The 21945-nt window shown below is 42.7% G+C and carries 22 protein-coding genes; 6 read left to right on the top strand and 16 right to left on the bottom strand.

All coding sequences use genetic code 11. The features are described 5' to 3' along the window. Positions 1-20: 20 nt before the first annotated feature. Entirely contained in the window at positions 21-2546 is a 2526-nt protein-coding gene (locus tag ACEZ3G_RS00885; RefSeq protein WP_432423595.1) for a M14 family metallopeptidase, read from the top strand. Between the two features lie 32 nt (positions 2547-2578). Here ACEZ3G_RS00885 and ACEZ3G_RS00890 read toward each other — a convergent pair whose 3' ends face one another. Together ACEZ3G_RS00890 and ACEZ3G_RS00895 are read right to left on the bottom strand one after the other, a co-directional pair. Then, positions 2579-3622 (bottom strand): lysophospholipid acyltransferase family protein, encoded by a 1044-nt coding sequence (locus tag ACEZ3G_RS00890; protein WP_432423596.1) that lies wholly within the window; start codon positions 3620-3622, stop codon positions 2579-2581. Further along, complete coding sequence (locus tag ACEZ3G_RS00895; RefSeq protein ID WP_432423597.1) at positions 3619-4557, bottom strand: bile acid:sodium symporter family protein; 939 nt, start codon at positions 4555-4557, stop codon at positions 3619-3621. The genes ACEZ3G_RS00890 and ACEZ3G_RS00895 overlap by 4 nt, the downstream gene beginning before the upstream one ends. Before the next feature lie 180 nt (positions 4558-4737). Here ACEZ3G_RS00895 and ACEZ3G_RS00900 point away from each other — a divergent pair, with 180 nt between their 5' ends. Continuing rightward, positions 4738-5292 (top strand): thioredoxin family protein, encoded by a 555-nt coding sequence (locus ACEZ3G_RS00900; protein ID WP_432423598.1) that lies wholly within the window; start codon positions 4738-4740, stop codon positions 5290-5292. 10 nt (positions 5293-5302) lie between these two features. Further along, a complete protein-coding gene (locus ACEZ3G_RS00905) occupies positions 5303-5623 on the top strand; it encodes a cupin domain-containing protein (RefSeq protein WP_432423599.1) in 321 nt (106 codons plus the stop codon). A gap of 7 nt (positions 5624-5630) precedes the next feature. Here the strand turns inward: ACEZ3G_RS00905 and ACEZ3G_RS00910 are convergent, their stop codons facing one another. Next, positions 5631-6176, bottom strand: coding sequence for a YfiT family bacillithiol transferase (locus ACEZ3G_RS00910; protein WP_432423600.1), 546 nt, complete (start codon positions 6174-6176; stop codon positions 5631-5633). Between the two features lie 188 nt (positions 6177-6364). Here ACEZ3G_RS00910 and ACEZ3G_RS00915 point away from each other — a divergent pair, with 188 nt between their 5' ends. Together ACEZ3G_RS00915 and ACEZ3G_RS00920 are read left to right on the top strand one after the other, a co-directional pair. After that, complete coding sequence (locus ACEZ3G_RS00915) at positions 6365-7003, top strand: peroxiredoxin (protein WP_432423601.1); 639 nt, start codon at positions 6365-6367, stop codon at positions 7001-7003. 88 nt (positions 7004-7091) lie between these two features. Beyond that, positions 7092-7286 (top strand): cold-shock protein, encoded by a 195-nt coding sequence (locus tag ACEZ3G_RS00920; protein ID WP_013304911.1) that lies wholly within the window; start codon positions 7092-7094, stop codon positions 7284-7286. An 886-nt stretch (positions 7287-8172) separates the two neighbouring features. Here ACEZ3G_RS00920 and ACEZ3G_RS00925 read toward each other — a convergent pair. The 3 genes from ACEZ3G_RS00925 to ACEZ3G_RS00935 form a co-directional block, all read right to left on the bottom strand. Continuing rightward, a complete protein-coding gene (locus tag ACEZ3G_RS00925; RefSeq protein WP_432423602.1) occupies positions 8173-9105 on the bottom strand; it encodes a peptidylprolyl isomerase in 933 nt (310 codons plus the stop codon). A 148-nt stretch (positions 9106-9253) separates the two neighbouring features. After that, complete coding sequence (locus ACEZ3G_RS00930; protein ID WP_432423603.1) at positions 9254-10633, bottom strand: M28 family peptidase; 1380 nt, start codon at positions 10631-10633, stop codon at positions 9254-9256. Then, on the bottom strand, positions 10630-11514 hold the full coding sequence (locus ACEZ3G_RS00935) for a PPK2 family polyphosphate kinase (RefSeq protein ID WP_432423604.1): 885 nt from the start codon (positions 11512-11514) through the stop codon (positions 10630-10632). The genes ACEZ3G_RS00930 and ACEZ3G_RS00935 overlap by 4 nt, the downstream gene beginning before the upstream one ends. A gap of 199 nt (positions 11515-11713) precedes the next feature. Here ACEZ3G_RS00935 and ACEZ3G_RS00940 point away from each other — a divergent pair, with 199 nt between their 5' ends. Continuing rightward, positions 11714-12400, top strand: a complete 687-nt coding sequence (locus tag ACEZ3G_RS00940; protein ID WP_432423605.1) for a hypothetical protein — start codon at positions 11714-11716, stop codon at positions 12398-12400. Positions 12401-12408: 8 nt separating this feature from the next. Here ACEZ3G_RS00940 and ACEZ3G_RS00945 read toward each other — a convergent pair whose 3' ends face one another. The 10 genes from ACEZ3G_RS00945 to ACEZ3G_RS00990 form a co-directional block, all read right to left on the bottom strand. Then, positions 12409-13572 carry a sigma-54-dependent transcriptional regulator gene (locus ACEZ3G_RS00945; RefSeq protein ID WP_432423606.1) on the bottom strand — a complete coding sequence of 388 codons (1164 nt, stop codon included), beginning with the start codon at positions 13570-13572 and terminating at the stop codon, positions 12409-12411. Positions 13573-13583: 11 nt separating this feature from the next. Then, positions 13584-14468, bottom strand: a complete 885-nt coding sequence (locus tag ACEZ3G_RS00950) for a DUF6268 family outer membrane beta-barrel protein (protein WP_432423607.1) — start codon at positions 14466-14468, stop codon at positions 13584-13586. After that, positions 14447-15391, bottom strand: a complete 945-nt coding sequence (locus ACEZ3G_RS00955) for a mechanosensitive ion channel family protein (RefSeq protein ID WP_432423608.1) — start codon at positions 15389-15391, stop codon at positions 14447-14449. The genes ACEZ3G_RS00950 and ACEZ3G_RS00955 overlap by 22 nt, the downstream gene beginning before the upstream one ends. A gap of 1 nt (position 15392) precedes the next feature. Next, positions 15393-16727: an ABC transporter permease gene (locus ACEZ3G_RS00960; RefSeq protein ID WP_432423609.1), complete on the bottom strand. Its 1335-nt coding sequence runs from the start codon at positions 16725-16727 to the stop codon at positions 15393-15395. Beyond that, a complete protein-coding gene (locus ACEZ3G_RS00965; RefSeq protein WP_432423610.1) occupies positions 16720-17655 on the bottom strand; it encodes an ABC transporter ATP-binding protein in 936 nt (311 codons plus the stop codon). The genes ACEZ3G_RS00960 and ACEZ3G_RS00965 overlap by 8 nt, the downstream gene beginning before the upstream one ends. A gap of 265 nt (positions 17656-17920) precedes the next feature. Beyond that, positions 17921-19039, bottom strand: a complete 1119-nt coding sequence (gene dnaJ / locus ACEZ3G_RS00970) for a molecular chaperone DnaJ (protein WP_432423611.1) — start codon at positions 19037-19039, stop codon at positions 17921-17923. A gap of 9 nt (positions 19040-19048) precedes the next feature. Further along, positions 19049-19609, bottom strand: coding sequence for a nucleotide exchange factor GrpE (locus ACEZ3G_RS00975; protein WP_432423612.1), 561 nt, complete (start codon positions 19607-19609; stop codon positions 19049-19051). Between the two features lie 169 nt (positions 19610-19778). Beyond that, positions 19779-20711 carry a TIGR01777 family oxidoreductase gene (locus ACEZ3G_RS00980; protein WP_432423613.1) on the bottom strand — a complete coding sequence of 311 codons (933 nt, stop codon included), beginning with the start codon at positions 20709-20711 and terminating at the stop codon, positions 19779-19781. Positions 20712-20762: 51 nt separating this feature from the next. Next, a complete protein-coding gene (gene mnmD, locus ACEZ3G_RS00985) occupies positions 20763-21431 on the bottom strand; it encodes a tRNA (5-methylaminomethyl-2-thiouridine)(34)-methyltransferase MnmD (protein ID WP_432425128.1) in 669 nt (222 codons plus the stop codon). A 1-nt stretch (position 21432) separates the two neighbouring features. Beyond that, positions 21433-21933, bottom strand: a complete 501-nt coding sequence (locus ACEZ3G_RS00990; RefSeq protein WP_432423614.1) for a DUF4920 domain-containing protein — start codon at positions 21931-21933, stop codon at positions 21433-21435. Between the last annotated feature and the right edge of the window lie 12 nt (positions 21934-21945).

Consider the following 21945-nt stretch of genomic DNA (forward strand, 5'->3'; position numbering starts at 1 on the left):
TTTTTTAGATTTAAAGACTTATGAAAAATTTTATCCTCCTTTTTGCCATTGGCTTCCTACAATCTAGCTTGGCCCAAGAAACTTTGGACCTCAATTATTATTTACCGCAGAACATAGCATATGACGAGTCGATTCCCACCCCTAAGGAAATTATCGGTCATGAAGTGGGCGAATGGCACGTAACACACGATAAGCTTATGTTCTATATGCAGACCTTGGCAAAAGCGAGCGATCGTATTTCCATTGAAAATCGCGGATCGACTTTCGAGGGAAGACCAATTCTTCTGTTGACCGTAACTTCCCCAAAAAACCATCAGAACATTGATAAAATAAGACAAGAACATATCGCCCTTACCGAAAGCGGAGCTGGCTCGCTTTCGGTCGAAGATATGCCCATAGTGGTCTATCAGGGTTTTTCGATCCACGGCAACGAGCCGAGCGGAGCCAATGCCGGACTCGCCTATGCCTATTATCTTGCGGCGGCACAAGGGCCCGAGATCGAATCGATGTTGAACGATCTGGTCATTTTGATGGATCCATCATTTAACCCCGACGGACTGCAGCGATTCGCCTATTGGGCAAATACCAACAAAAGTATCAATCTAAATTCTGACACGAACGAAAGAGAGTATCACGAGGTATGGCCCGGAGGGCGCACCAACCACTATTGGTTCGATATGAACCGAGATTGGTTGCCAGTGCAGCTTCCTGAAAGTCGTGCGCGTATTGAAACGTTTCACAAGTGGTTGCCCAACATTCTTACCGACCATCATGAAATGGGAACGAACTCCACCTTCTTTTTTCAACCGGGCGAACCCACACGGGTGCACCCATTGACCCCGAAAATAAACCAGGAGCTGACCGCCGAAATCGGCACCTACCACGCAAAGGCATTGGACAAAATAGGGTCGCTATATTATTCAGAAGAAAACTACGACGATTATTATTATGGAAAAGGTTCCACTTTTCCCGATGTCAACGGAAGCATAGGTATTCTATTCGAACAAGGAAGCTCACGAGGGCATATTCAAGAAAGTGAAAATGGCACCCTTACCTTTCCCTTTACGATAAGAAATCAGTTCACCACGGCCCTGTCGACCATCGAGGCCGCCCAAAATATGCGGGCAAAAATCCTATCGTACCAACGCGATTTTTATTCAGCAATGCGTTCCGAATCCACAAAAGCCAAAACCAAGGCCATCGTTTTTGGCGACAGTAAAGATGCCGCCAAGGCATGGCACCTCGCCGAGATTCTCAAACGCCATAAAATAAAGGTACATGAACTTTCCAATGATGCTTCGATTGGTGGCAAATCATATAAAAAAGGAAATGCCTATGTGGTGCCCATGGCCCAAAAGAACCCGAGGTTGATCAAGGCCATGTTCGAAAAGCGAACCACTTTTACCGACAGCCTTTTTTACGATATTTCGGCATGGACTTTTCCTTTGGCCTTCAATATGGATTATACCGAATTGGGCTCGTCATCGAATATGGGCTCAGAGATTCAAGAGCTGTCAGCCCTATCTGGCGATGTTGACAGACAAAGTAATTATGCTTATCTATTCGAGTGGAACGAGTATTATACGCCCAAGGCATTGAATAAAATCGTGAACAAAGGTATTCGCGCCAAGGTCGCCAAGTCTCCTTTTTCTTTAGAAGGCAATGATTATGGTTACGGCACCATAATGATTCCCGTTCAAAATCAGTTATTGGATGCTTCGCAACTTCATTCCTTTTTATCCGAAGTGGCAAAAGAGAGTCATCTAAAGATAACCGCCGTAGGCACAGGTTTGACCAAGGGCATCGATTTGGGCAGTAATGACTTCGACCCAATTAAAAAGCAAAAGGTCGCGATTTTGGTCGGTGGCGGGGTCCGTTCTTATGATGCGGGAGAAATCTGGCATTTGTTCGATACTCGATACGCTATGAAACTGACCAAATTGGATACCGAGTATTTCAGCGGTGTAGATCTAAGTTCGTACACCGATATTATACTACCTCGAACTTGGGGTTCGGCCCTGAGCAAGAAGAATGCCGACAAATTAAAGGAATGGGTCGAAGAAGGTGGCACTTTGATCGGATACACCAACGTGGCCGAATGGCTTGACAAGAACGAATTCTTAAGCCTCAAGTTCAAAAAAGATACGACTAGGGTAGCCAAAAATATTTCTTTCGACCAAAAGGGCGCATATAGTGGTGCACAGGTAACCGGCGGGGCTATTTTTGAGGCCAAATTGGATCTTTCCCACCCCATTAACTATGGGTATAAAAACGATAGGCTTGCCCTGTTCCGTAATTCCAACGTTTATATTGCCCCTGATAAGCAGAGTTACAACAACCCGATCCAATACACCTCTGATCCGTTAATGAGTGGTTATATCTCTGAAGAAAATGCCCAGCTCATCAAAAATTCGGTCCCATTCGTCGCCAAAAGGCTTGGTAAGGGCCGGGTAATCGTGTTTACCGACAATACCAATTTTCGTGCTTTTTGGTATGGCACGAACAAATTATTGATGAACGCGATTTTCTTTGGAGAAATGATGTAGGTAACATTTTTTAGCCTCTGGTCTATGGAGCGTTATCCGATTCTGGTATAAATCCAGTTGAAAAAAAACAGACTTGTTACTACAGCAAGGGCCAATACAGCATTTGATATGGCGGTCAGAAGAATGAACATGCCGATATAGTATATCGGATAGATGACCAAAGCAAATGCAAATCGTAAAGTACCCATAAACTCGGGTTCCCAAACTTTTGGCTTGACCAGAAGGCGCCAAGACAAAACCACGGGAAAATTGAAAAGTACAAAAACTCCCTTTAAAATATTGCGGACATACGTAGGTTTTGAACCATTTTTTGACCGTAAATCATTGCCGCCATACGTCGAGATAGTGCTATTGACTTCTTGGGGGTTCAAATAGTCGACCCCCTGGGCATCAAGCCAAGATATAATGTTTTCGTAGTCCGAATCATCTTCAATATGGGTCGTCAAACCTTTTAGGGCCGTGGTGACCGTATCCTTGATTTTTTGTGTCGACCCGGGAATATCGTTCTCAAGGAGTATATCTTGAAGTGCGATATTCTCCCCAAAATAAATTGCGACCCGATCGGAAAAAATCTCGGCGTTCCGGTAATTCAACCCGACCGGAACCAATCGAATATCCAAGTCGGGATGCTTCTCCAAAGCTGCGAATAAAATGCGGGTAAAGCCTTTGCTCAAAGGTCGCACCCTACGTCTTAGATTGTGGTTCGCTTCGGGAAACATAAGAATCGCCTCGCCCTGACCCAAAAGTTCTGCACACCTTTCAAAAATGACATTATTGTTCTTTAGCGAGTCGCGGCCATCGCGAATACGATATATCGGAATCATCTGAAAGAAATCGAAGACCGCGATCAAGACCTTGCTTTTGAATATATCGGAACGCGTCAAAAAATAGGGTTTTCTATTACAATCGACCGCTATCAAAAGTACATCCAGAAGGGCACTTTGATGATTGGGAAGAAAAAGTACGGGTCTGTCTTTCGGCACATGCCCCAACCCTGAAACTTTTATCTTTCCAAAGAAAAGATGAAGGCTAGTTCTTATCCATATCTTGACCAGATTGTATCCTAATTTCTTCAAACCAGTTTTTCTTTGGTTATCGGTCTATATCCCCAAAAGCCCGCCAAAATCAAGCCTGATACCAAATGCCAAATACCCCAAAAGGCAGCCAACAAGGCCATGCCACCCAAGCCATCAAAAAATGTAAAGATGAGCAAAAGTCCCAATCCCGAATTTTGAATACCTGTCTCTATGGTAATGGATCGAACATCAGTTTTCGGCAATTTCAAAAACGTTGCCAACGAGAAACCCGTAGTGAACGCTACAAGGTTGTGGGTCAAAACGATCCAAAAAACATAAAATACATACTCTGAAAAAATTTCACGATTGTTATATAGGGCCAAAAACACTAGAGAAATAAAGAACAGTATGGAAACCACCTTCAACACCCTTGCCATTTTTGAAGCCAGAATCGGCATAACATGATTTACCAGCATTCCTGATATTAGAGGTAGTCCCAACAATAAGAAAACCAATTTGATCATTTCGAAAGGCGAAATGTCGACCTCTTTTAATAGTAGGGCCGTCGGTTCGTACAATGACCCCCATAATTGTAGATTCAAGGGCGTCATAACCACAGCCAACAAGGTCGCTATCGCAGTAAGGCTGACCGAAAGCGCTGAATTGCCTCTGGCCGCATGGGCGATAAAGTTCGATACATTGCCTCCCGGACATGCGGCCACCATAAACATGCCCAATGCAATACTTGGCAAGGGATCAATAAGCCAGACCATAACAAAGGTGATCATTGGCAATAGAACGAATTGACTGCCCACACCCACAAAAATAGACTTAGGGTTTTCGAACAATCTTTTAAAGTCGGCTTTTGAAATTTCCAAGGCAACACCGAACATGACCAAGGCCAAGGCCGTGTTCATCAACCACAAAGATCCGGTGTCAAAATTAATACGAACGTTATCGAGAATGGTATCGGTCAAAAAGCAAAATGATTTCATGGTCGTTCATAGTGCGCATAAGTGAGATTTCATGGCGCCCCTATGAAGAACATCTGCAATATATAACAATCGAATATAAATAATTCGAAGCTTTTTGGTAAATCATGGCATTAGAAATTGGCGGCCTCACAAATTAATTTGACAAATACCTTAACTTTAAAGTCTTTTAAATCGATTTAAATGGCAAGAACGCCCAGTAACATGCTTCTCTTAGGAACGATCGCGCCCGATTTTAATCTATTGGATACAGTAACCGACGAGTTTAGTTCGCTTCAATCATTAAAGGGAAATAAGGGGACGGTTATCATGTTTATCTGCAATCATTGCCCCTTTGTAAAGCATGTGAACCCCGAGATTTCTCAAATGGCCCGCGAATACCGGTCCACAGGTATCAACTTTATTGCAATTTCGAGCAACGATATCATAAATTATCCTCAAGACGCACCTGATCTAATGAGACAAGTTGCCGAAAAGGAAAGTTATGGATTTCCCTATCTCTTCGATGCCGACCAAGAAATTGCAAAAAAATATGATGCGGCCTGTACGCCCGATTTTTATTTGTTCGATTCGCGGTTAAAACTTGTGTATCGAGGACAATTGGATGATTCAAGACCCGGAAACGGAATTCCTGTAACAGGAACCGATCTTCGAAATGCCATGGATGCACTACTTGCGGGAGATGAAATAGACCCGAATCAAAAACCAAGTATCGGTTGTAATATCAAATGGGCATAAAGAATCAGTAATGAAAATAGATAAAAAAGAGGCCTTGAAAAAGCTTGCTGGAGAAAGTTCACCATTTCTATCGGTTTTCGAACATGGAACACTTTCGGTAGAAGTATACAAACCAGAAAAAATCGACTTGCAGCAACCCCATACGCGCGATGAGGCCTATGTTATTATTTCAGGAAGCGGTGAGTTTTTAAACGGTGATGTCAGAACCCATTTTTCTCCTGGTGATTTTCTTTTTGTACCTGCGGGAGTTGAACATCGCTTTGAGAACTTTACCGATGACTTTTCAACTTGGGTGATTTTCTATGGCCCCGAAGGCGGCGAAAAGCCATAGTCCCATATCACGCCCAGCCCTTTGTTTTGAGAAGTGCCTCGATATGGGCACAATGATGTCGACTGTGCCAGGCATATTTTCCAATATTCTCCTCGACCGTCACCCTCGAACGGTCTTCAGGGTGTCTATACGATTTTTGCAGGTCATTGTTCGAGAGGCCCCTCAACAGAAAAACCATCTTGGCATGAAGTGCTTTTAGATAATCAAGCGAAAGTTCGATAGGCGCTGTTTTGGTATCGAACAAGTCGGCCCAATCTTTTTCTTGATATGCCTTTATCAACGGATTATCTTCGGTCAGTGACCATTTAAAACGCGTATAACTATGGTGATGGCTGTCTGCCATGTGATGCACGACTTGCCGAACCGTCCAACCGCCCGGACGATAAGGGGTATTCAATTGTTCTTCGGAAAGATTTTTCACCAAATTGTGCAACTTATTGGGTAAATCTTCCAAAACCTGTATCCATTCTTGGACCATTTCCCCCGTTATTGATCGAGGCGGCTCAAACCTTCCTATAGGATAGCGAAGCTTATCAAGTGCTATATTTTCCATGCCTTAAAAATAGAAAAGAAAAACAAGTCGAGACGTAAAATCAGGAATACTTCGAATACAGGCTCCCATTTTATATTGGCTATAATCAAAGGTAAAATTTAATACATTTTTAACGGTAAAAAAAAGACAGTCAATAATAATCTACTAAATTTGTAGGATATTAATTATTCATCACAAAAACTTTTAAAATGGCAACAATACGATTGGGTGACAAAGCCCCTGATTTTACGGCGAACAGTTCAATGGGGCCCATAAATTTTTATGACTATCTGGGCGATGGTTGGGGTATCTTATTTTCGCATCCTGCGGATTTCACCCCTGTCTGCACGACCGAATTGGGTACCGCGGCGAAATTCAAAGGCGAGTTTGACAAACGAAACGTTAAAATGCTTGCATTGAGCGTAGACGGTGCCGATTCGCATAACGAATGGATCAAAGATATTAATGAGGTGCAACAGACGACCGTGAACTTTCCTATTATTGCTGATGAGGACAAAAAGGTCTCCGACCTTTATGATATGATACACCCTAATGCGGACAATAACCTTACCGTACGTTCGGTGTTCATAATCGCACCCGATAAGACCGTCAAGCTAATACTTACCTACCCGGCGTCAACAGGGCGCAATTTCTATGAATTATTAAGGGTCATAGATTCGTTACAGCTAACAGCATATCATAAGGTCGCAACACCTGCAAATTGGGAAAACGGGGAAGATGTGGTCGTGAGCCCGGCCATTCCTACAGCCGAAGCCAAAAAGATATTTAAAAAAGGAGTTGAGGAAATAAAGCCTTATCTGCGCATGACACCGGATCCAACAGTTTAGGCCCGTGCAAAGATAAATTTATAAATGTCCTTTGGTTAAATTAAATAACTGTACCTTTGCGCTTTAATTAATTTTAATTTTTATTATTATGAGTAAAGGAACAGTTAAGTTCTTCAATGATTCCAAAGGATATGGGTTTATCACTGAAGACGGTTCAAACGAAGATCATTTTGTACACATTTCTGGCTTGATCGATGAAGTTCGAGAAGGTGATGTAGTGGAATTTGAACTACAACAAGGTAAAAAAGGATTGAACGCCGTTAATGTGAAGGTAGTTGACTAGGTAGGTATAAGCTTTTTTTATAAGATAGCCCTGACAAAATTGTCAGGGTTTTTTTATGGATTTTTGATCTAAACTTAGTTTTTACGATACCTTTTTGTAATTTTGAACCGTTTTAACGCAACCTTTTTCACTCCCCACTATCTTAAGTACAACGCTAAAAATGTTTTCCCCAGAAAACCATTATACTTTATGCTGACCTTTTTTGGAATTCTTTTCTCACTTCTCGTTATCAATATCATTCTTCTGGTGATAAGTCTGCAAGGCACTAAAAATTCGCGGTAAGAAAATTAAGGTATTTGATGTTTTCAGTAGGGTTTTGGACCTTAAGTTTGTTATTCGGTCGTAAATACCATGTTTTTAATCGGCAAATATTATGACCTCCTTTTTTACTATTTTGATTTTTCTAATCTTGCTTAACCTCATATTAATTTTATTAAGCGTTGATTTTCGAGACGATTATTAATTACATCCTTTCAAGAGATTCATGCGTCACGTCAAATTGCCGTATATGAAAGGCCGCGCCAGACGTTAATCGCAAAAAGTGATATAAAGCGTGCCATCGATTTCAAGCACCTTTTCGTTCTAGAATATTTATTTTGTAATTTTTTTCTTACACCAAATTACAATAATACATAATAATATGCGTTAAACACTATGTTAACACCTACTTGTAGACCCCAAAATCTTAGACATGATAACCTTTCTTATAATTTTTGCAATTCTGATAGCGCTCAATATTGCACTGATAAAGTACAGTTCTGTGGAATTTGATAATTTGGCAAGTTAATTCATTGGCATTAGGTCTGGCCTAGGCCTTAGAGAAATAAAAGATAAAGGGCCCGTGTGAAATTTTCGCACGGACCCTTTATCTTTTTTACGTGAGGTTTTATTGCGCTTTAAGCAACTCTACATCGAACAGCAAGGTTGCATTTGAAGGTATCACCCCTCCTGCACCAGCCTCCCCATAGCCCAAATCGGAGGGAATCACGAAACGAGCCTTGTCGCCCACATTTAGAAGAGCTATACCTTCATCCCAGCCCTGAATAACTTGGCCTACACCAAGTTGAAATTCGATAGGTTGCTTCCTTTTATACGATGAATCGAAAACCTGTCCGCTCAAAAGGGCTCCCTCATAATGCACGGATACCATTTGACCCTTTTGGGCTTTTGGACCACTTCCCTTTTGAACAATTTTGTACCTAAGCCCACTATTCGTCTTGTCAAAACCAGCGGCTACTTTTTCCAATTCGGCTTCCTGTTTGGCCTTTGCTTCGGCCACACGCTTTTCTTTTGAACTTTTGAAATCTTCAAAGGCTTTTTTGGCCTCCCAATTTCGAGCCTCGTCGCCTATTCTTACGATCTCAAGACTTTCTATACTATCACCTTGCTCTATGGCATCGACAACTTCTTGACCCCCTTCGACATGGCCGAATACGGTATGTTTGTTATCCAACCAGGGCGTGGCCACATGCGTAATGAAAAACTGGCTTCCATTGGTTCCGGGACCAGCGTTCGCCATCGACAAGACGCCTGGGCCTTCATGTCTAAGATCACCATGAAATTCATCGTCGAATTTATACCCTGGGTCACCCATACCCGTTCCTTGAGGACACCCCCCTTGAATCATAAAATCAGGTATGACCCTATGGAATTTCAACCCGTTATAATAGGGCTCACCTTTTGATTTGGCACTATTCTCCAGATTTCCTTCGGCGAGGGCAACAAAGTTTCCGACCGTTCCGGGCGTTTTGTCATAGGTAAGTTTGATAAGTATCTCTCCTTTTGTAGTATTGAATTTTGCGTAGATTCCGTCTTGCATTTTGCTTTTTTTAATGAAGCGGCAAAGATAGGGAATAAAGTTACATTTACCTTTTGGAAATAGGAGAAGCAGGCATCTAGCAGAATGGTTGAAAGGTATTGAAGTTCCAATGGAAAATGGATAATACGCACTTTTACCTATAGGAACACTATTCTATGACGATACCATACTTGTCAAAAAGATAAACAAGGCTTGCCATCGCCGCGGTGCCCAATTGCAATTCCCGTTTATTGACATGTTCGAAAGTATCGTTCTCGGCATGATGATGATCGAAATACCGTTGCGAATCGGGTCTCAAGCCCGCCAAAACGATCTCATCATTCTTCAGCGGACCGATATCGGCCCCGCTACCTCCTTTCTTGAATGAATGTACGCCGTACGGTTCAAAGAGCTTTGACCAACCCAAAATACGGTCAAAATTCGAGGAAGAACAGTCAAAAGAAAAACCACGGGGCGAAAAACCGCCAGCATCGCTTTCCAAGGCAAATACATGCCGCTCTTTGATACTCTTGGCTATGGCCGCATATTTGTTACCTCCCCGCATTCCGTTCTCTTCGTTCATGAACAAGACCACGCGTAAGGTTCTTTGAGGTCGATAGCCTGTAATTCTTAAGAGGTTCAGAACATCCATACTCTGAACGCAACCTGCACCATCGTCATGGGCACCATCGCCAAGGTCCCATGAATCGAGATGGCCACCGACGACCATGATTTCATCTGGAAAGCGACTTCCTTTGATCTCGCCAACAACATTATAAGATTCTACATCTTCCAACTGTTTGCAATTTTGTTTGAAATAGAACTTCATCCCCGGGTTCAACTTCAAGGTGGCACTCAGAAGATCGGCACCATTGGTGCTTATGGCAGCTGCGGGAATTCTTTCTGGCACGGGCAATTCCCCATAAGACATTGAACCCGTATGTGGGTAATCGTCGAGCCGAAGGTTCATCGAACGAACAATAACACCAATCGCTCCATATTTAGCTGCTTCAGCGGCCCCTGAATACCTTTGATCGACACAACCCGAATAGGCCTGAAAAGTATTGATCAAAGTGGGATCCATCTCGCGGTTATAAAACACTATTTTTCCTTCGATATTGGACCGACCTAATTCGGCTAACTGCCCAATTTTTTTGACTTCGACAACATTCGCCTTGATTCCCGCCGGTGGTGTGGCGACCGAGCCACCAAGGGCACAAATAGGCACGGTATTCGTCAGACCGGGAGAAGTCTCTATAAATGCATATTCTGGCGTGCCCCTAACCCATTTGGGCACTAGCACAGGTTGTAACCAAACCCGGTCCAAGCCAAGGGAATCCAATTGTACCTTTGTAAAGTCTACCGCTTGCTGGGCTTGCACCGAACCTGACAATCTCCCCCCGATCTGATTCGATAAGTGATTCAACCAATCATAAGCCTTTCCTTTGGTCAGGGCAGCATCGTAAATGGCTTTGATCTGAGATTCATCTTCAGATTGGCCGAAAGTCGATAGCGCGGCCAGAAGCAATAGTGTCAGTATTTTTTTCATTTTACCTCTTTTTCCAGCTGATTTCGATACATTTCGAGATTCTCTTTGACCTTATCATCGAGCTCAGGTTCTTGTATATCGGTATATTTTTTTAACTCTTCGAGCAATATGGAAGCAACGATGGCCCTGGCCGCCTTCTTGTTATCGGCAGGAACCACATACCAAGGCGCGTGCGGTCTAGAAGTTCTATTGATGGCATCTTCGTAACACTCTTGATACTTGTCCCAAAGTTCTCGTTCTTTTAAGTCGCCCGGCGAGAATTTCCAGTTTTTTCTTCGCAACGCCAATCTTCGCAGTAACCGTAGCCGCTGTTCTTCTTTTGAAAGGTGCAGAAAAAACTTGAAAACGATCGTACCATTTGCGGCAATATGCCTTTCAAAATTATTAATCTGTTCGAACCGTGCATCCCAAAACTGTTGGTCTATATCGGACACTTGCCGAATATTTGGGATATTTTCTCCCAATATATATTCCGGATGTACCCGCGTTACCAAAACATTTTCATAATGAGTACGGTTAAACACACCGAATTTGCCCCTTGCGGGCAGCGCAATGTAATGTCTCCAGATATAATCGTGCTTCAATTCTAGCTCTGTGGGCACCTTAAAACTATGAACAACAACGCCCCGCGCATTAAAATCTTTGAAAACTTCTCGAATCAAACTGTCTTTACCCGCCGTATCGGTACCTTGTAGGCACACCAAGACACTATATTTGCCATGCGCATACAAAGTGTCTTGAAATTTCCCCAGCATTTCGCGAGTCGTTTCCAAATACTTCTTTAGTTCTTTTTTTGTAGCCCCAAGGTCATCGCTCGTAGGGCAATCTGACAATTTTATGTCATTATGGACTTTGTACCCATTGATATTTGGCATTTTCATGCTCCGAATATAAAATAAATGATCGTTGAAATGCAGATAATGTTAAAAAAAAAGACCGTTCAACCGTGTTAAAAACCGCTTTATCCAATTTATAGGCATTGGTCTTCGTTCCATCGAAAAAATAGGGTCTAGATGTGTTTCTAGGCGTAATTTTACCGTGTAAGATTCCCAAATTTTACTTATGAAAACCTATGATCTTATGAAGAAATTATATTCGTGGGCCAGCCTTTTGGCACTTTGCCTTTTTTCTTCTTTCGCTCCGTACAGCGCCTGTGAATATGCCAGTTCGAACTTGGGATTTGCCAAGGCACAGACCGAAAAGGCCATTGCCGAGAACAACCTTAACAAGGTTCGTTTCTTTACTTACAAAGCCCTCAATGCCATTGAAAAAACAAAAAATGATCTTGACAAATGTGGATGCGTAGATGCCGATACCTTAATTTCTTATGGAAAAGAAGACCTCAAAAAGGCCGTTAGAACGTCAAGTCTTAGCAAAGCCAAAGAACATTTGCAAATTGCCCTAAAAAACACCTTCGGAAGTATTGAAGCGTTGGAGAACCATGGTCTTCACAAAAACAAATACCCAGACAATGTTCTTGCTATGAATACAGCTGACTCACCAAATTTGGCGGTACCCTCTAAAATAAGCGAAGAAGAGCTATTACACCACAAAATTGACGTTTCTTTGATGTACTATGAAATTTCATTGAATGAAATAGTAACAACGGTAAATTGCGAGGATGCCAGAGCCTATGCGACCCGGGTAATCGGTATCTGTGAAACCGAACTTTTGAAGCCAAATTTATCGGATGGCAAAAAATACTACAATCTTCGAACCAAGGAAATCACGGTCGCTGCGCTGCAAAAGTTAAAACGTTGCAATTAATGGGCCCATTATTTGCTTGCGAACAACTTAACATCTTCTTCTGAAACCTCTTTTCCTCCCAAAATGATCAGTCGTTCCACAACGTTTCGAAGTTCCCTGACATTTCCGGTCCAATCATTACTCTTTAACAAATCAATGGCCTTATCGGAAAACACTTTTGGGGCAATACCTTGTTCTGAAGCTATTTTTTGTGCAAAATGGTCGATCAACATCGGAATATCATCCCTTCGGTCGTTCAAGGCCGGAACCTTGATCAATATCACCGCCAAACGGTGATAAAGGTCTTCCCGAAACTTACCATCTTTTATTTCTTGCTGCAAGTTCTTGTTCGTCGCGGCAACCACCCTGACATCCACTTTAATATCCTTGTCGGTACCTACCCTTGAAATCTTGTTCTCTTGTAGCGCCCTTAGAACTTTGGCTTGGGCAGATAGGCTCATGTCTCCTATCTCATCCAAAAAGATCGTACCCTTGTTGGCCGCCTCGAACTTGCCCGCCCTATCACGCACCGCTGAGGTAAAAGCACCTTTTACATGGCCAAAAAGCTCACTCTCTATTAGTTCGGAAGGAATGGCGGCACAGTTCACTTCAATGAAGGGGGCTTTGTTGCGTTGGCTCTTCTGGTGGATCCAATGTGCGACCAGTTCTTTACCGGTTCCATTAGAACCTGTAATCAAAACACGGGCATCTGTCGGGGCCACTTTTTCGATCATTTCCTTAATATTGGCGATCGCTTTGCTGTCACCTACCATTTCGTAGTTCTTGCCAACTTTTTTCTTTAGAATCTTGTTCTCGACAATCAATTCTTTACGGTCGAGGGCATTGCGCACGGTAGTCAACAAACGATTAAGATCGGGGGGTTTCGATATATAATCAAAAGCACCCAAACGCATGGTATTGACCGCCGTATCAAGATCGCCATGGCCCGAAATCATTATAAATGGAACCTCTGGTTTTATTTTTCTACAGGCCTCCAATACTTCGACACCATCCATTTTTGGCATCTTGATATCGCACAATACAAGGTCGTAATCATTGTTTTTGACGGCCTCGAGACCTTTCAGGCCATCTTCGGCCTCTTCTACTTCGTAGGTATCGCTTTCTTCGGAAAGTATTTTCAGCAGCACCCTTCGTATTGCCGATTCATCTTCAATGACCAAAATTTTAGGCATAATCTTTCTATTTATAATCCAATTCTAAACCCGGTTCTGAAATAGAAGCTGGGTTTGTCGTTCAATGTAAAAATATCATTTCTATCGCTATCCCTCAAAACCCCACTTTGAAATAACGTATGGCCCAAAAAACCATAGAAAGACATGGTCTTGTTCAGATTGCGCGAATACCCCAATGTAACCAATGCCGCCGATGAGGAAATCGATGAGGCAAAACCGGCATCGGGCAAAACCGTACTGTTCTGTAAATTCACAAAATAACCGTCTAAAATAAACTCGGTCTGAATGATATTTTTCTCTTTAAAATGGAACTTTAATCCTGTTTTTGGAACCCCGACCACATAGGTCCAATTCGGGCGAAACCTTTTTTCATAGTAGACTATCGGCAAAGGAATCCTCAAGGCGACCGTAGAATTATAGGCAATACCCAATACCAATCGTTCAGGCTTGGGTATTTTTTGTCTATCTCTAAACGCACCTATGGTCGCGTTAATCGAAAAGTCTCCATTTTCCAAGGGATTTATCAAAGTCGATGCCAAACGTGGTGTCAATACCCCAACAAATCGCCAATCTTCATTGTATTTCATCACATAGGCCATATTAAGGTCTACTACGTGCAAGTAGCTCAAACCCTCTTCTCCCAACACAATATCATCTCTTTGCAAGTCGTACGCCAAACGATTATACTCCGCTCCGACAACGATATTATTGCTATCTCTCACTTTGATGGGTACGTTTGCGACCAACTTGATCCGTGATAATTTGGCGCCTGCATCATTGCGAGGCATGAGCATATACTCAAAACGGAAGACATCGGGAGTCTGAGAAAACCCATAACCCGCCATAAGACAATATGCCAATAAGCTTATGACGATCAATCGACTCCTAACCCCCATTCCTTGTCTGTATTTGCCACTGCACTATGTTGAAACGGATTTTTTTGGTAAATGTGTATATCTCGCTGAGGAAAAGGTATCGTGATATTGTTCTTTCTGAATTCTTCATCGATCCTGTAGCGAATATTACTTTTTATGCGCGGGTCGCCAAAACTGTCGTTGGTATAGAAATTAATCGAGAATATCAACGCGGAGTCACCAAAATCATCGAACAGCACAAAAGGTTTGGGATTTTTCAAAACTCCTTTTTGATTGTTCACTATTTCTTCCAATATCCTGGTCACTAATTTTACATCACTTCCATAGGCAACACCGACAACAACATTTTCTCGGGTCGTTTTATGGTTTTGGGTGTAATTGTATACGATATCGCTGATAAACTTGTGGTTGGGCACTATGACTACCTTATCATCTCTGGTAATTGCCCTGGTCGTTCGCAACTTAATATCGAAAACCTTACCTACTTTGCCGTCGACCTCGACGATGTCGCCAACATGGACCGATTTATCCAAGATTATAAAAATACCGCCGATAAGATCTTGAAAAAGTTCTTGTAACGCAAGGCCAAGACCGACAAATAAGGCGGCCGAAGCCGTGATCAACAACGTAATATCGATACCCGCCGCACTCATGGTAAAAAGTATCACTACCAAATAGACGACGTACTTAATGAACTTGAAGATGCTAATGAACTTTAGCTTGTCATCGGCCACCATCTTTCGCGTGAACAGTTGTCGTAGCCATTTTAGAAAAAAACTGGTGACAATAAAAGCTAGAGTAAGAAGTAGTAACAGGCCAATGGTTATGTCAATACGGTTGTCGCCCTCACCAATATGCAGGCCGATGTCCAAGAACTCCTTCACGGCACCCCAAATGTCTTCTTCTATGATCTCCCTTACCTTATTCGGTTCTTCTTGATTCATATTAATACTTCAGCCATTTGAACAATTCTTTGTAGCTCGCTTTTTTACCGTACATCAAAATACCAACCCTATATATTTTTGCGGCCAACCAAACGATACCAATAAAGGTAGCGATTAACAACAAAATTGACGTTATCAATTGCCAAACGGGAACACCTCCTTCACCGATCCCTCCGGGCAACCTCATGAGCATGACGATGGGTGAGGTAAGCGGAAACAGTGAAAAACCGACCGCAATAGGACCATGTGGATTATTGAAAACCGAGAAAAAACCGACATAAATTGCCAATATCAATGGTAAAATGATAGGAAATATGAATTGTTGCGTATCGGTCTCGTTATCAACAGCTGCACCGATCGCCGCATAGATAGAACTATATATCAAATACCCCAAAACAAAATAAACCACAAAAAAACAGATAAGCATTAGCCAAGGAATGTTGAAAATCTCTTGCGCATATAGATTCATCGTTTGACTGGCCGAGGGCAACGGCGCGGCCATTCCCATACCATTGGCCATATCGCCACCGGTTTTTAACGCAGCTGGATCAATATCAAAAATTACAAACGCTATGGATAACAGAAGACCAGCTGAAAGTATCCAAATGGCAAACTGTGTCAAACCAGCCAAAGAAGTACCGATAATCTTGCCCAACATGAGTTGAAAAGGCTTTACCGAAGATATAATCACCTCTATAATGCGGCTTGTCTTTTCTTCAATAACGCTTCGCATAACAAAACCACCATAGATAATTATGAACATCATGATCAAGTATCCAAATCCGCCACCTATCGCTGCTTTTATCTCGTTAATCCCCTTAAGGTTCTGTACCCCTTCAAATGTCGATGTCTTGATCTCGAAACTTTTGTCCATTCGCGCAAACTCCTCTGCGGAGACACCTAGTTGCTGTAATCGATGCTCTCTCAACCTCGCCCTAAAAGTGTTCTCAAGCCCGTCGATTAGCGAAGAGTTGGGCGTTGTACCCGTATAAAAAAAAGCATTACTGGCCACGCGCTCCAAATCTTCATCATGCGGTATGTACAATAGCCCCACATAGCCAGCTCGGGCCGTTGAATCTATGGCAGTCTCCAATGAAATATCATTGAATCTTACATACGCCGTGTGCTGGGTAGAATTGAAATCGTTTGAAAAATAATCACTCTCGTTCAATATCGAGATGACCTTCGTACCGTCATCATTGACTTTTGTCAGATAAGCGATCAGCACGATCATACCCACCATCAAAATAGGACTCAAGAATGTCATGATGACAAATGATTTATTGCGCACCTTGGCCAAATACTCCCTTTGGATGATCAATGATAGTTTATTCATATGCCCCTTTACTTTCTACCGTTCTTATGAAAATTTCGTTTGCCGATGGAATCGTCTCTACAAAATGGTTGACATTGCCATTTTCAGAAAGAAACCTCAGCATTGATTTACTGCTATCTGAAGGTAATTGCACCGTAAAATCGAGTTGTCTGTCTTCTGCAACGTAATTCGATGACTTTATTTCAAATTTGGTTTCCAGTTCTTTCAGAAACATATCGCCGTTCTCAACTTCAACCCCAACTTTAAAGATGTTTTTTTTATACGCCTTTTTTATATCCGATAATTTGCCGTCCAATATCTTCTCAGACCGATGCAACAATGCGATATATTCGCAAAGCTCTTCAACGGACTCCATTCGGTGTGTTGAAAAAATAATCGAGGTGCCATTTGCCTTGAGCTTTAGTATCTCATCTTTTATAATATTGGCGTTAATAGGGTCGAAACCACTGAAGGGCTCGTCAAAAATGAGCAGTTTAGGTTCATGCAGCACCGTAACGATAAACTGTATTTTCTGGGCCATACCCTTTGAGAGTTCGAGAATTTTTTTGTTCCACCAATCCCCTATTTCAAAACGGTCAAACCAAAACTTCAGTCGTTTTTTGGCCTCAGCTTTACCCAAACCTTTCAACTGGGCCAAATACAATGCCTGTTCGCCCACTTTCATGCTTTTATAAAGTCCGCGTTCTTCGGGAAGGTAACCGATCATGGTAATGTCATGGGGCTTTAACGGGGCGCCATCAAAGAGTACTTCACCACTATCGGGATAAGTAATCTGGTTGATAATACGTATGAGTGTGGTCTTTCCGGCCCCATTGGGACCTAAAAGGCCATAAATACTATTTTTAGGGATTTCTAGGGATACTTTATTGAGGGCAGTATATTTTCCAAACTGTTTGGTAACCTCATTAGTGACCAAAATTTTATCCATGAAAGCAATTTGTCCAAAGATAGCCAAATGGTTCAAAAAAAGCTGTAAAAAACAAAACCCACCCTCAATCAAGTCAAGGATGGGAAAAAAATTGCTATGAAAAAGAAAATTAATATCGGTTTCCCAATATTAAAATCAAATATACGGTTTTTATTTAAATACAAAGTGGTGAACCGTAAAATCTCGCCAAACTAACCGGGAAGCACGATTCAAAACCAAAAACTGCGTCTTATACCCATCGCAACAGACCCTGAAAACGAGTTTATTAAGAGAACATATCCTTTACTTTTTCAAAAAAAGATTTATCCGATTTTTCCGGTTTAGGTTCGAAATTGCCATCTCCGTTCATCCGTTCAAAAAATTCCCTTTGCTCTTTGTTCAACTCTTTGGGTGTCCAAACATTGACATGTACCAGTAAGTCACCGCTACCATAGCCGTTCAGACTAGTGATTCCCTTGCCCCGCAACCGTAAGATTTTACCGGATTGGATGCCCGGCTCCAATTTGATCCTTACTTTTCCTCCGACGGCGTCGATTTCTTTTGAAGTGCCTAAAACCGCTTCCGAAATACTGATGTAGAGGTCATAGTGCAGGTTATCACCTTCCCGCTTTAGGGTAGAATGATCCTTGGTCTCAATGGCGACCAGCAAATCACCCGCAATACCATTGCCGGGCGCCTCGTTCCCTTTTCCAGGAACTTTCAGTTGCATACCGCTCTCGACACCTGCCGGAATCTTAATGGATACGGTCTCTTCTGCCACGCGAAGACCCTGGGCATCGGCGTCGCTGGGCCTTTTGTCCAAGATCTGCCCACTACCGCTACAAGTACTGCATGTCGCCGCGGTCTGCATTCTTCCTAATATAGTATTGGTCACCTTGGTAACTTGGCCTTGGCCATTGCAGGTAGAACAGGTTTTATAGGTCACCCCATCGGCCTGGATCTTTCTTCTCACCTTGACCTTCTTTTCAACCCCGTTGGCCACTTCATCCAAGGTCAGATTGACCCTAATTCGCAGGTTACTGCCCTTGACCCTGCGCTGGCCGCCACCAAAACCGCCGAAGCCGCCAAAACCACCACCACCAAAGGCCCCTCCGAAAATATCACCGAACTGGCTAAAGATATCTTCCATGTTCATGCCTCCTCCACCGAATCCGCCACCGCCTTCGAAAGCGGCATGACCAAATTGATCATAGCGCGATTTCTTGTTGGGATCGCTGAGCACTTCATAGGCCTCGGCAGCTTTTTTGAACATTTCCTCGGCCTTGGCATCACCAGGGTTTTTGTCAGGGTGATACTCCAATGCCTTTTTGCGATAAGCCTTTTTTATTTCGGTAGCGGATGCATTCTTTCCAACACCCAGTATTTCATAATAATCTTCTTTCATACCCAGAGTTTAGTTGCCCACGACCACTTTTGGATGACGTATGATCTTATCACCCAGTTTATATCCTTTTTCGATTACATCGATAATCTTGCCCTTGAGCTTCTTTTTGGGCGCAGGTATCTGGGTAATGGCTTCATGTATTTCAGCATCAAAGGCATCACCCTGTTCTACACTTACCTCTTGAAGACCTTTCGTGTTCAGGGTTTCCCTGAATTTGCCCCGAATCAATTTAACTCCCTTTAAAAGTTCATCGTCATCAGACTTGTCCAATTCCTTCAAGGCGCGGTCAAAATCATCGAGAACCGGCAACAATGAAATCATGATCTCTTGTCCCGCGGTCTTGAACAGCTCCATTCTTTCTTTGGACGTTCTACGCTTGTAATTTTCAAACTCGGCGAACAATCGCAAAAATTTATCCTTTTCCTTGGCCAGTTCTTCACCAAGCGCTTCCTCGGCCGTTAAGGTTTCTGAAGCCTCCTCTTTTTCTTCGGATTGCTCCTGGCCTTCACTATTTTCAATTGGTTCCGAGATCAATTCATCCAATTCTTCGGCTTTATCTTTCTTGCTCATTGACTTCTTGTATTAGATTCAGTTTTTCAAGTGGCAAAAGTACTGCCATTTCTTTAAAAATGTCAAAATGTCACCAATGAAATCACAAATTACCCTACCACCCATCAAGCAGGGAAGCATCTGAATTATCGATAGTCTTTTTGAAAAGAGATTCTGGGGTAGAGCGTGCCTATGAAGATCTAGGTTCTCCATCACTTTTACAAGTGCTATGTAGGGCCATATCGATATTCGGAAAGTGAAAGACAAACCCTTCGTCCTCAATTTTTTTACTGCTCACCCTTTGACTCGCCAAAAGCAGGTATGACATTTCGCCAAGAATTGTCTTCAATACAAATTCAGGAACATTTGGCAATATCAATGGTCGATCCAACACTTTGGCGATTTCCCGTATCAATTTTTTGTTCGTAACGGCATTGGGGCCAACGCCATTATAAACTCCCTTCAACTCATGCTCTACAACAAAAAGAAAAATACGGGCCAAATCTTCGATATGTACCCACGATTGCCATTGTTCTCCACTGCCCAAAGCCGCACCGACACAGTTCTTTATCGGCCTTACCATCTGTGGCAACGCACCTCCCTCAGCTGATAATACCAGGCCTATACGTATTTTTAAAACATTGAGGTCAAATGTTTCGAAGCTATCCGCCTCCTTTTCCCAAGCGTTTACGACTTCACCCAAAAAACTATCATCGACCCGTTTTTCATCTTCGGTGTAATAAGAGCCTAAAGAATTTGGATAAATACCGATCGCGGAAGCCGATACGAACGAAGTAATCTTTTTTGAATCTACCTGTTCCAGTCCTTTATAGAGGGTCTTGAGGGAATTTATCCTACTGGCAAGGATTTCCTTTTTATAATGATCTGTCCATCGCTTCGAGATCGAGGCACCTGCCAAATTGATTATGGCCGAAACTTCAGAAAAGCATGCAAGATCTATTTCCCCTGAATCGGGATCCCAATAAAACCCTTGATATCTTCCTCTTGAAACTATTTTTTCTTTGGAAGTGGTCAGATAATTGACAGCAATATTTCGCTTATGGCACAATGCCACAATCTCCTTACCTATCAAACCCGTTGCCCCCGTTATCAAAAACCTCATAGCACAAAGGTAGGGTATACGCACCTCGAACGATCTAGTTTTAATCTCGATTTAACAAACGCGTTTGACCGCCCGAAGCATCTCACGTTTTCCTGGTGGGCCGGGCAGTCGCTCAACGTTAAACCCTACCTGTTGCATGGCACGGCGCACGCTGCCTTTGGCGGCATAGGTAACAAGAACACCATTATTTTTCAGCGCTTTGAACATTCGGGCAAATATGGTTTCCGTCCACAGTTCGGGCTGCACCCGTGCGCCGAAGGCATCGAAATAGATCAGGTCGAAGGTATCATCAAAATCGAGGTCACTAAAATCCTTCTGTATTTTGTGCAATTGAAAAGTATCGCATATCGAAACGTCTTTTTCCCAAGCACTGTCATGCATGCTTTGAAACCGTTCTTTGAATCTGCCCGCCTTAAGTTCATCAAGATAGTTGAGCACCTTTACCTCATCAGGTGTTACGGGATATTTCTCCACCCCGGTATAACGCACCTTTAATTCAATTTTTGGTGCTTCTAAACAAGTAATGAAGGCGTTCAAGCCGGTACCAAAACCGATTTCGAGAATCGAAATCTCACGGTTCTTGAAAAGTGAAAGTCCGTTTTTAATAAAAACGTGATAGGCTTCTTGAATCGCCCCGTGTTTCGAATGATAGTGTTCATCCCATTCAGAGAGATGAATGGTATGGGAACCATCGGCCGTTGTTATGATCTTACGCTCCAAATCACTCTTTGAGCAAGACCCCGTCAGCTTCAAAGCTATAGGTCTTCTTAGGTTCGGTGATCTTTGCGATCTGTGCCGCCGACTGGCCGCCATCCTTGGCGTAATGTTTTTGGTCTTCGATGCCCATCGCTTCGACAAAGGCCTTGCCGTTGACCACCACTTCCTTTCCTGAAATATCCATAGGAACGAAAAAACCATAATCTTTGAACCTGACCATGACCTCTTTATCGTTGAGTGCCAGTTTCATCCAACAACCTTTGGACTGACAGACATCGGTCACCGTTGCGGTAAATTTGGTGTTCAACGTATCATTTGCGCCGAGCATATCAAATTTTAGTGCCATTTCTTGGTCCGAAAGGCTTTCTGAAGCTGCTATTTTTTGTCCGAACGAACGATAGTGCGATGGCAAATCTGCCGTGTTTTCGCCTATCTCGGGCTTTTCTTGTGCATTACAGACGATAAAAAACAATAAAAACCCAACCAAAATGTTAATATTTTTCATATCCGTTAAAAA

This window comes from Meishania litoralis (assembly GCF_042611095.1).
GTDB lineage: Bacteria > Bacteroidota > Bacteroidia > Flavobacteriales > Flavobacteriaceae > Meishania > Meishania litoralis.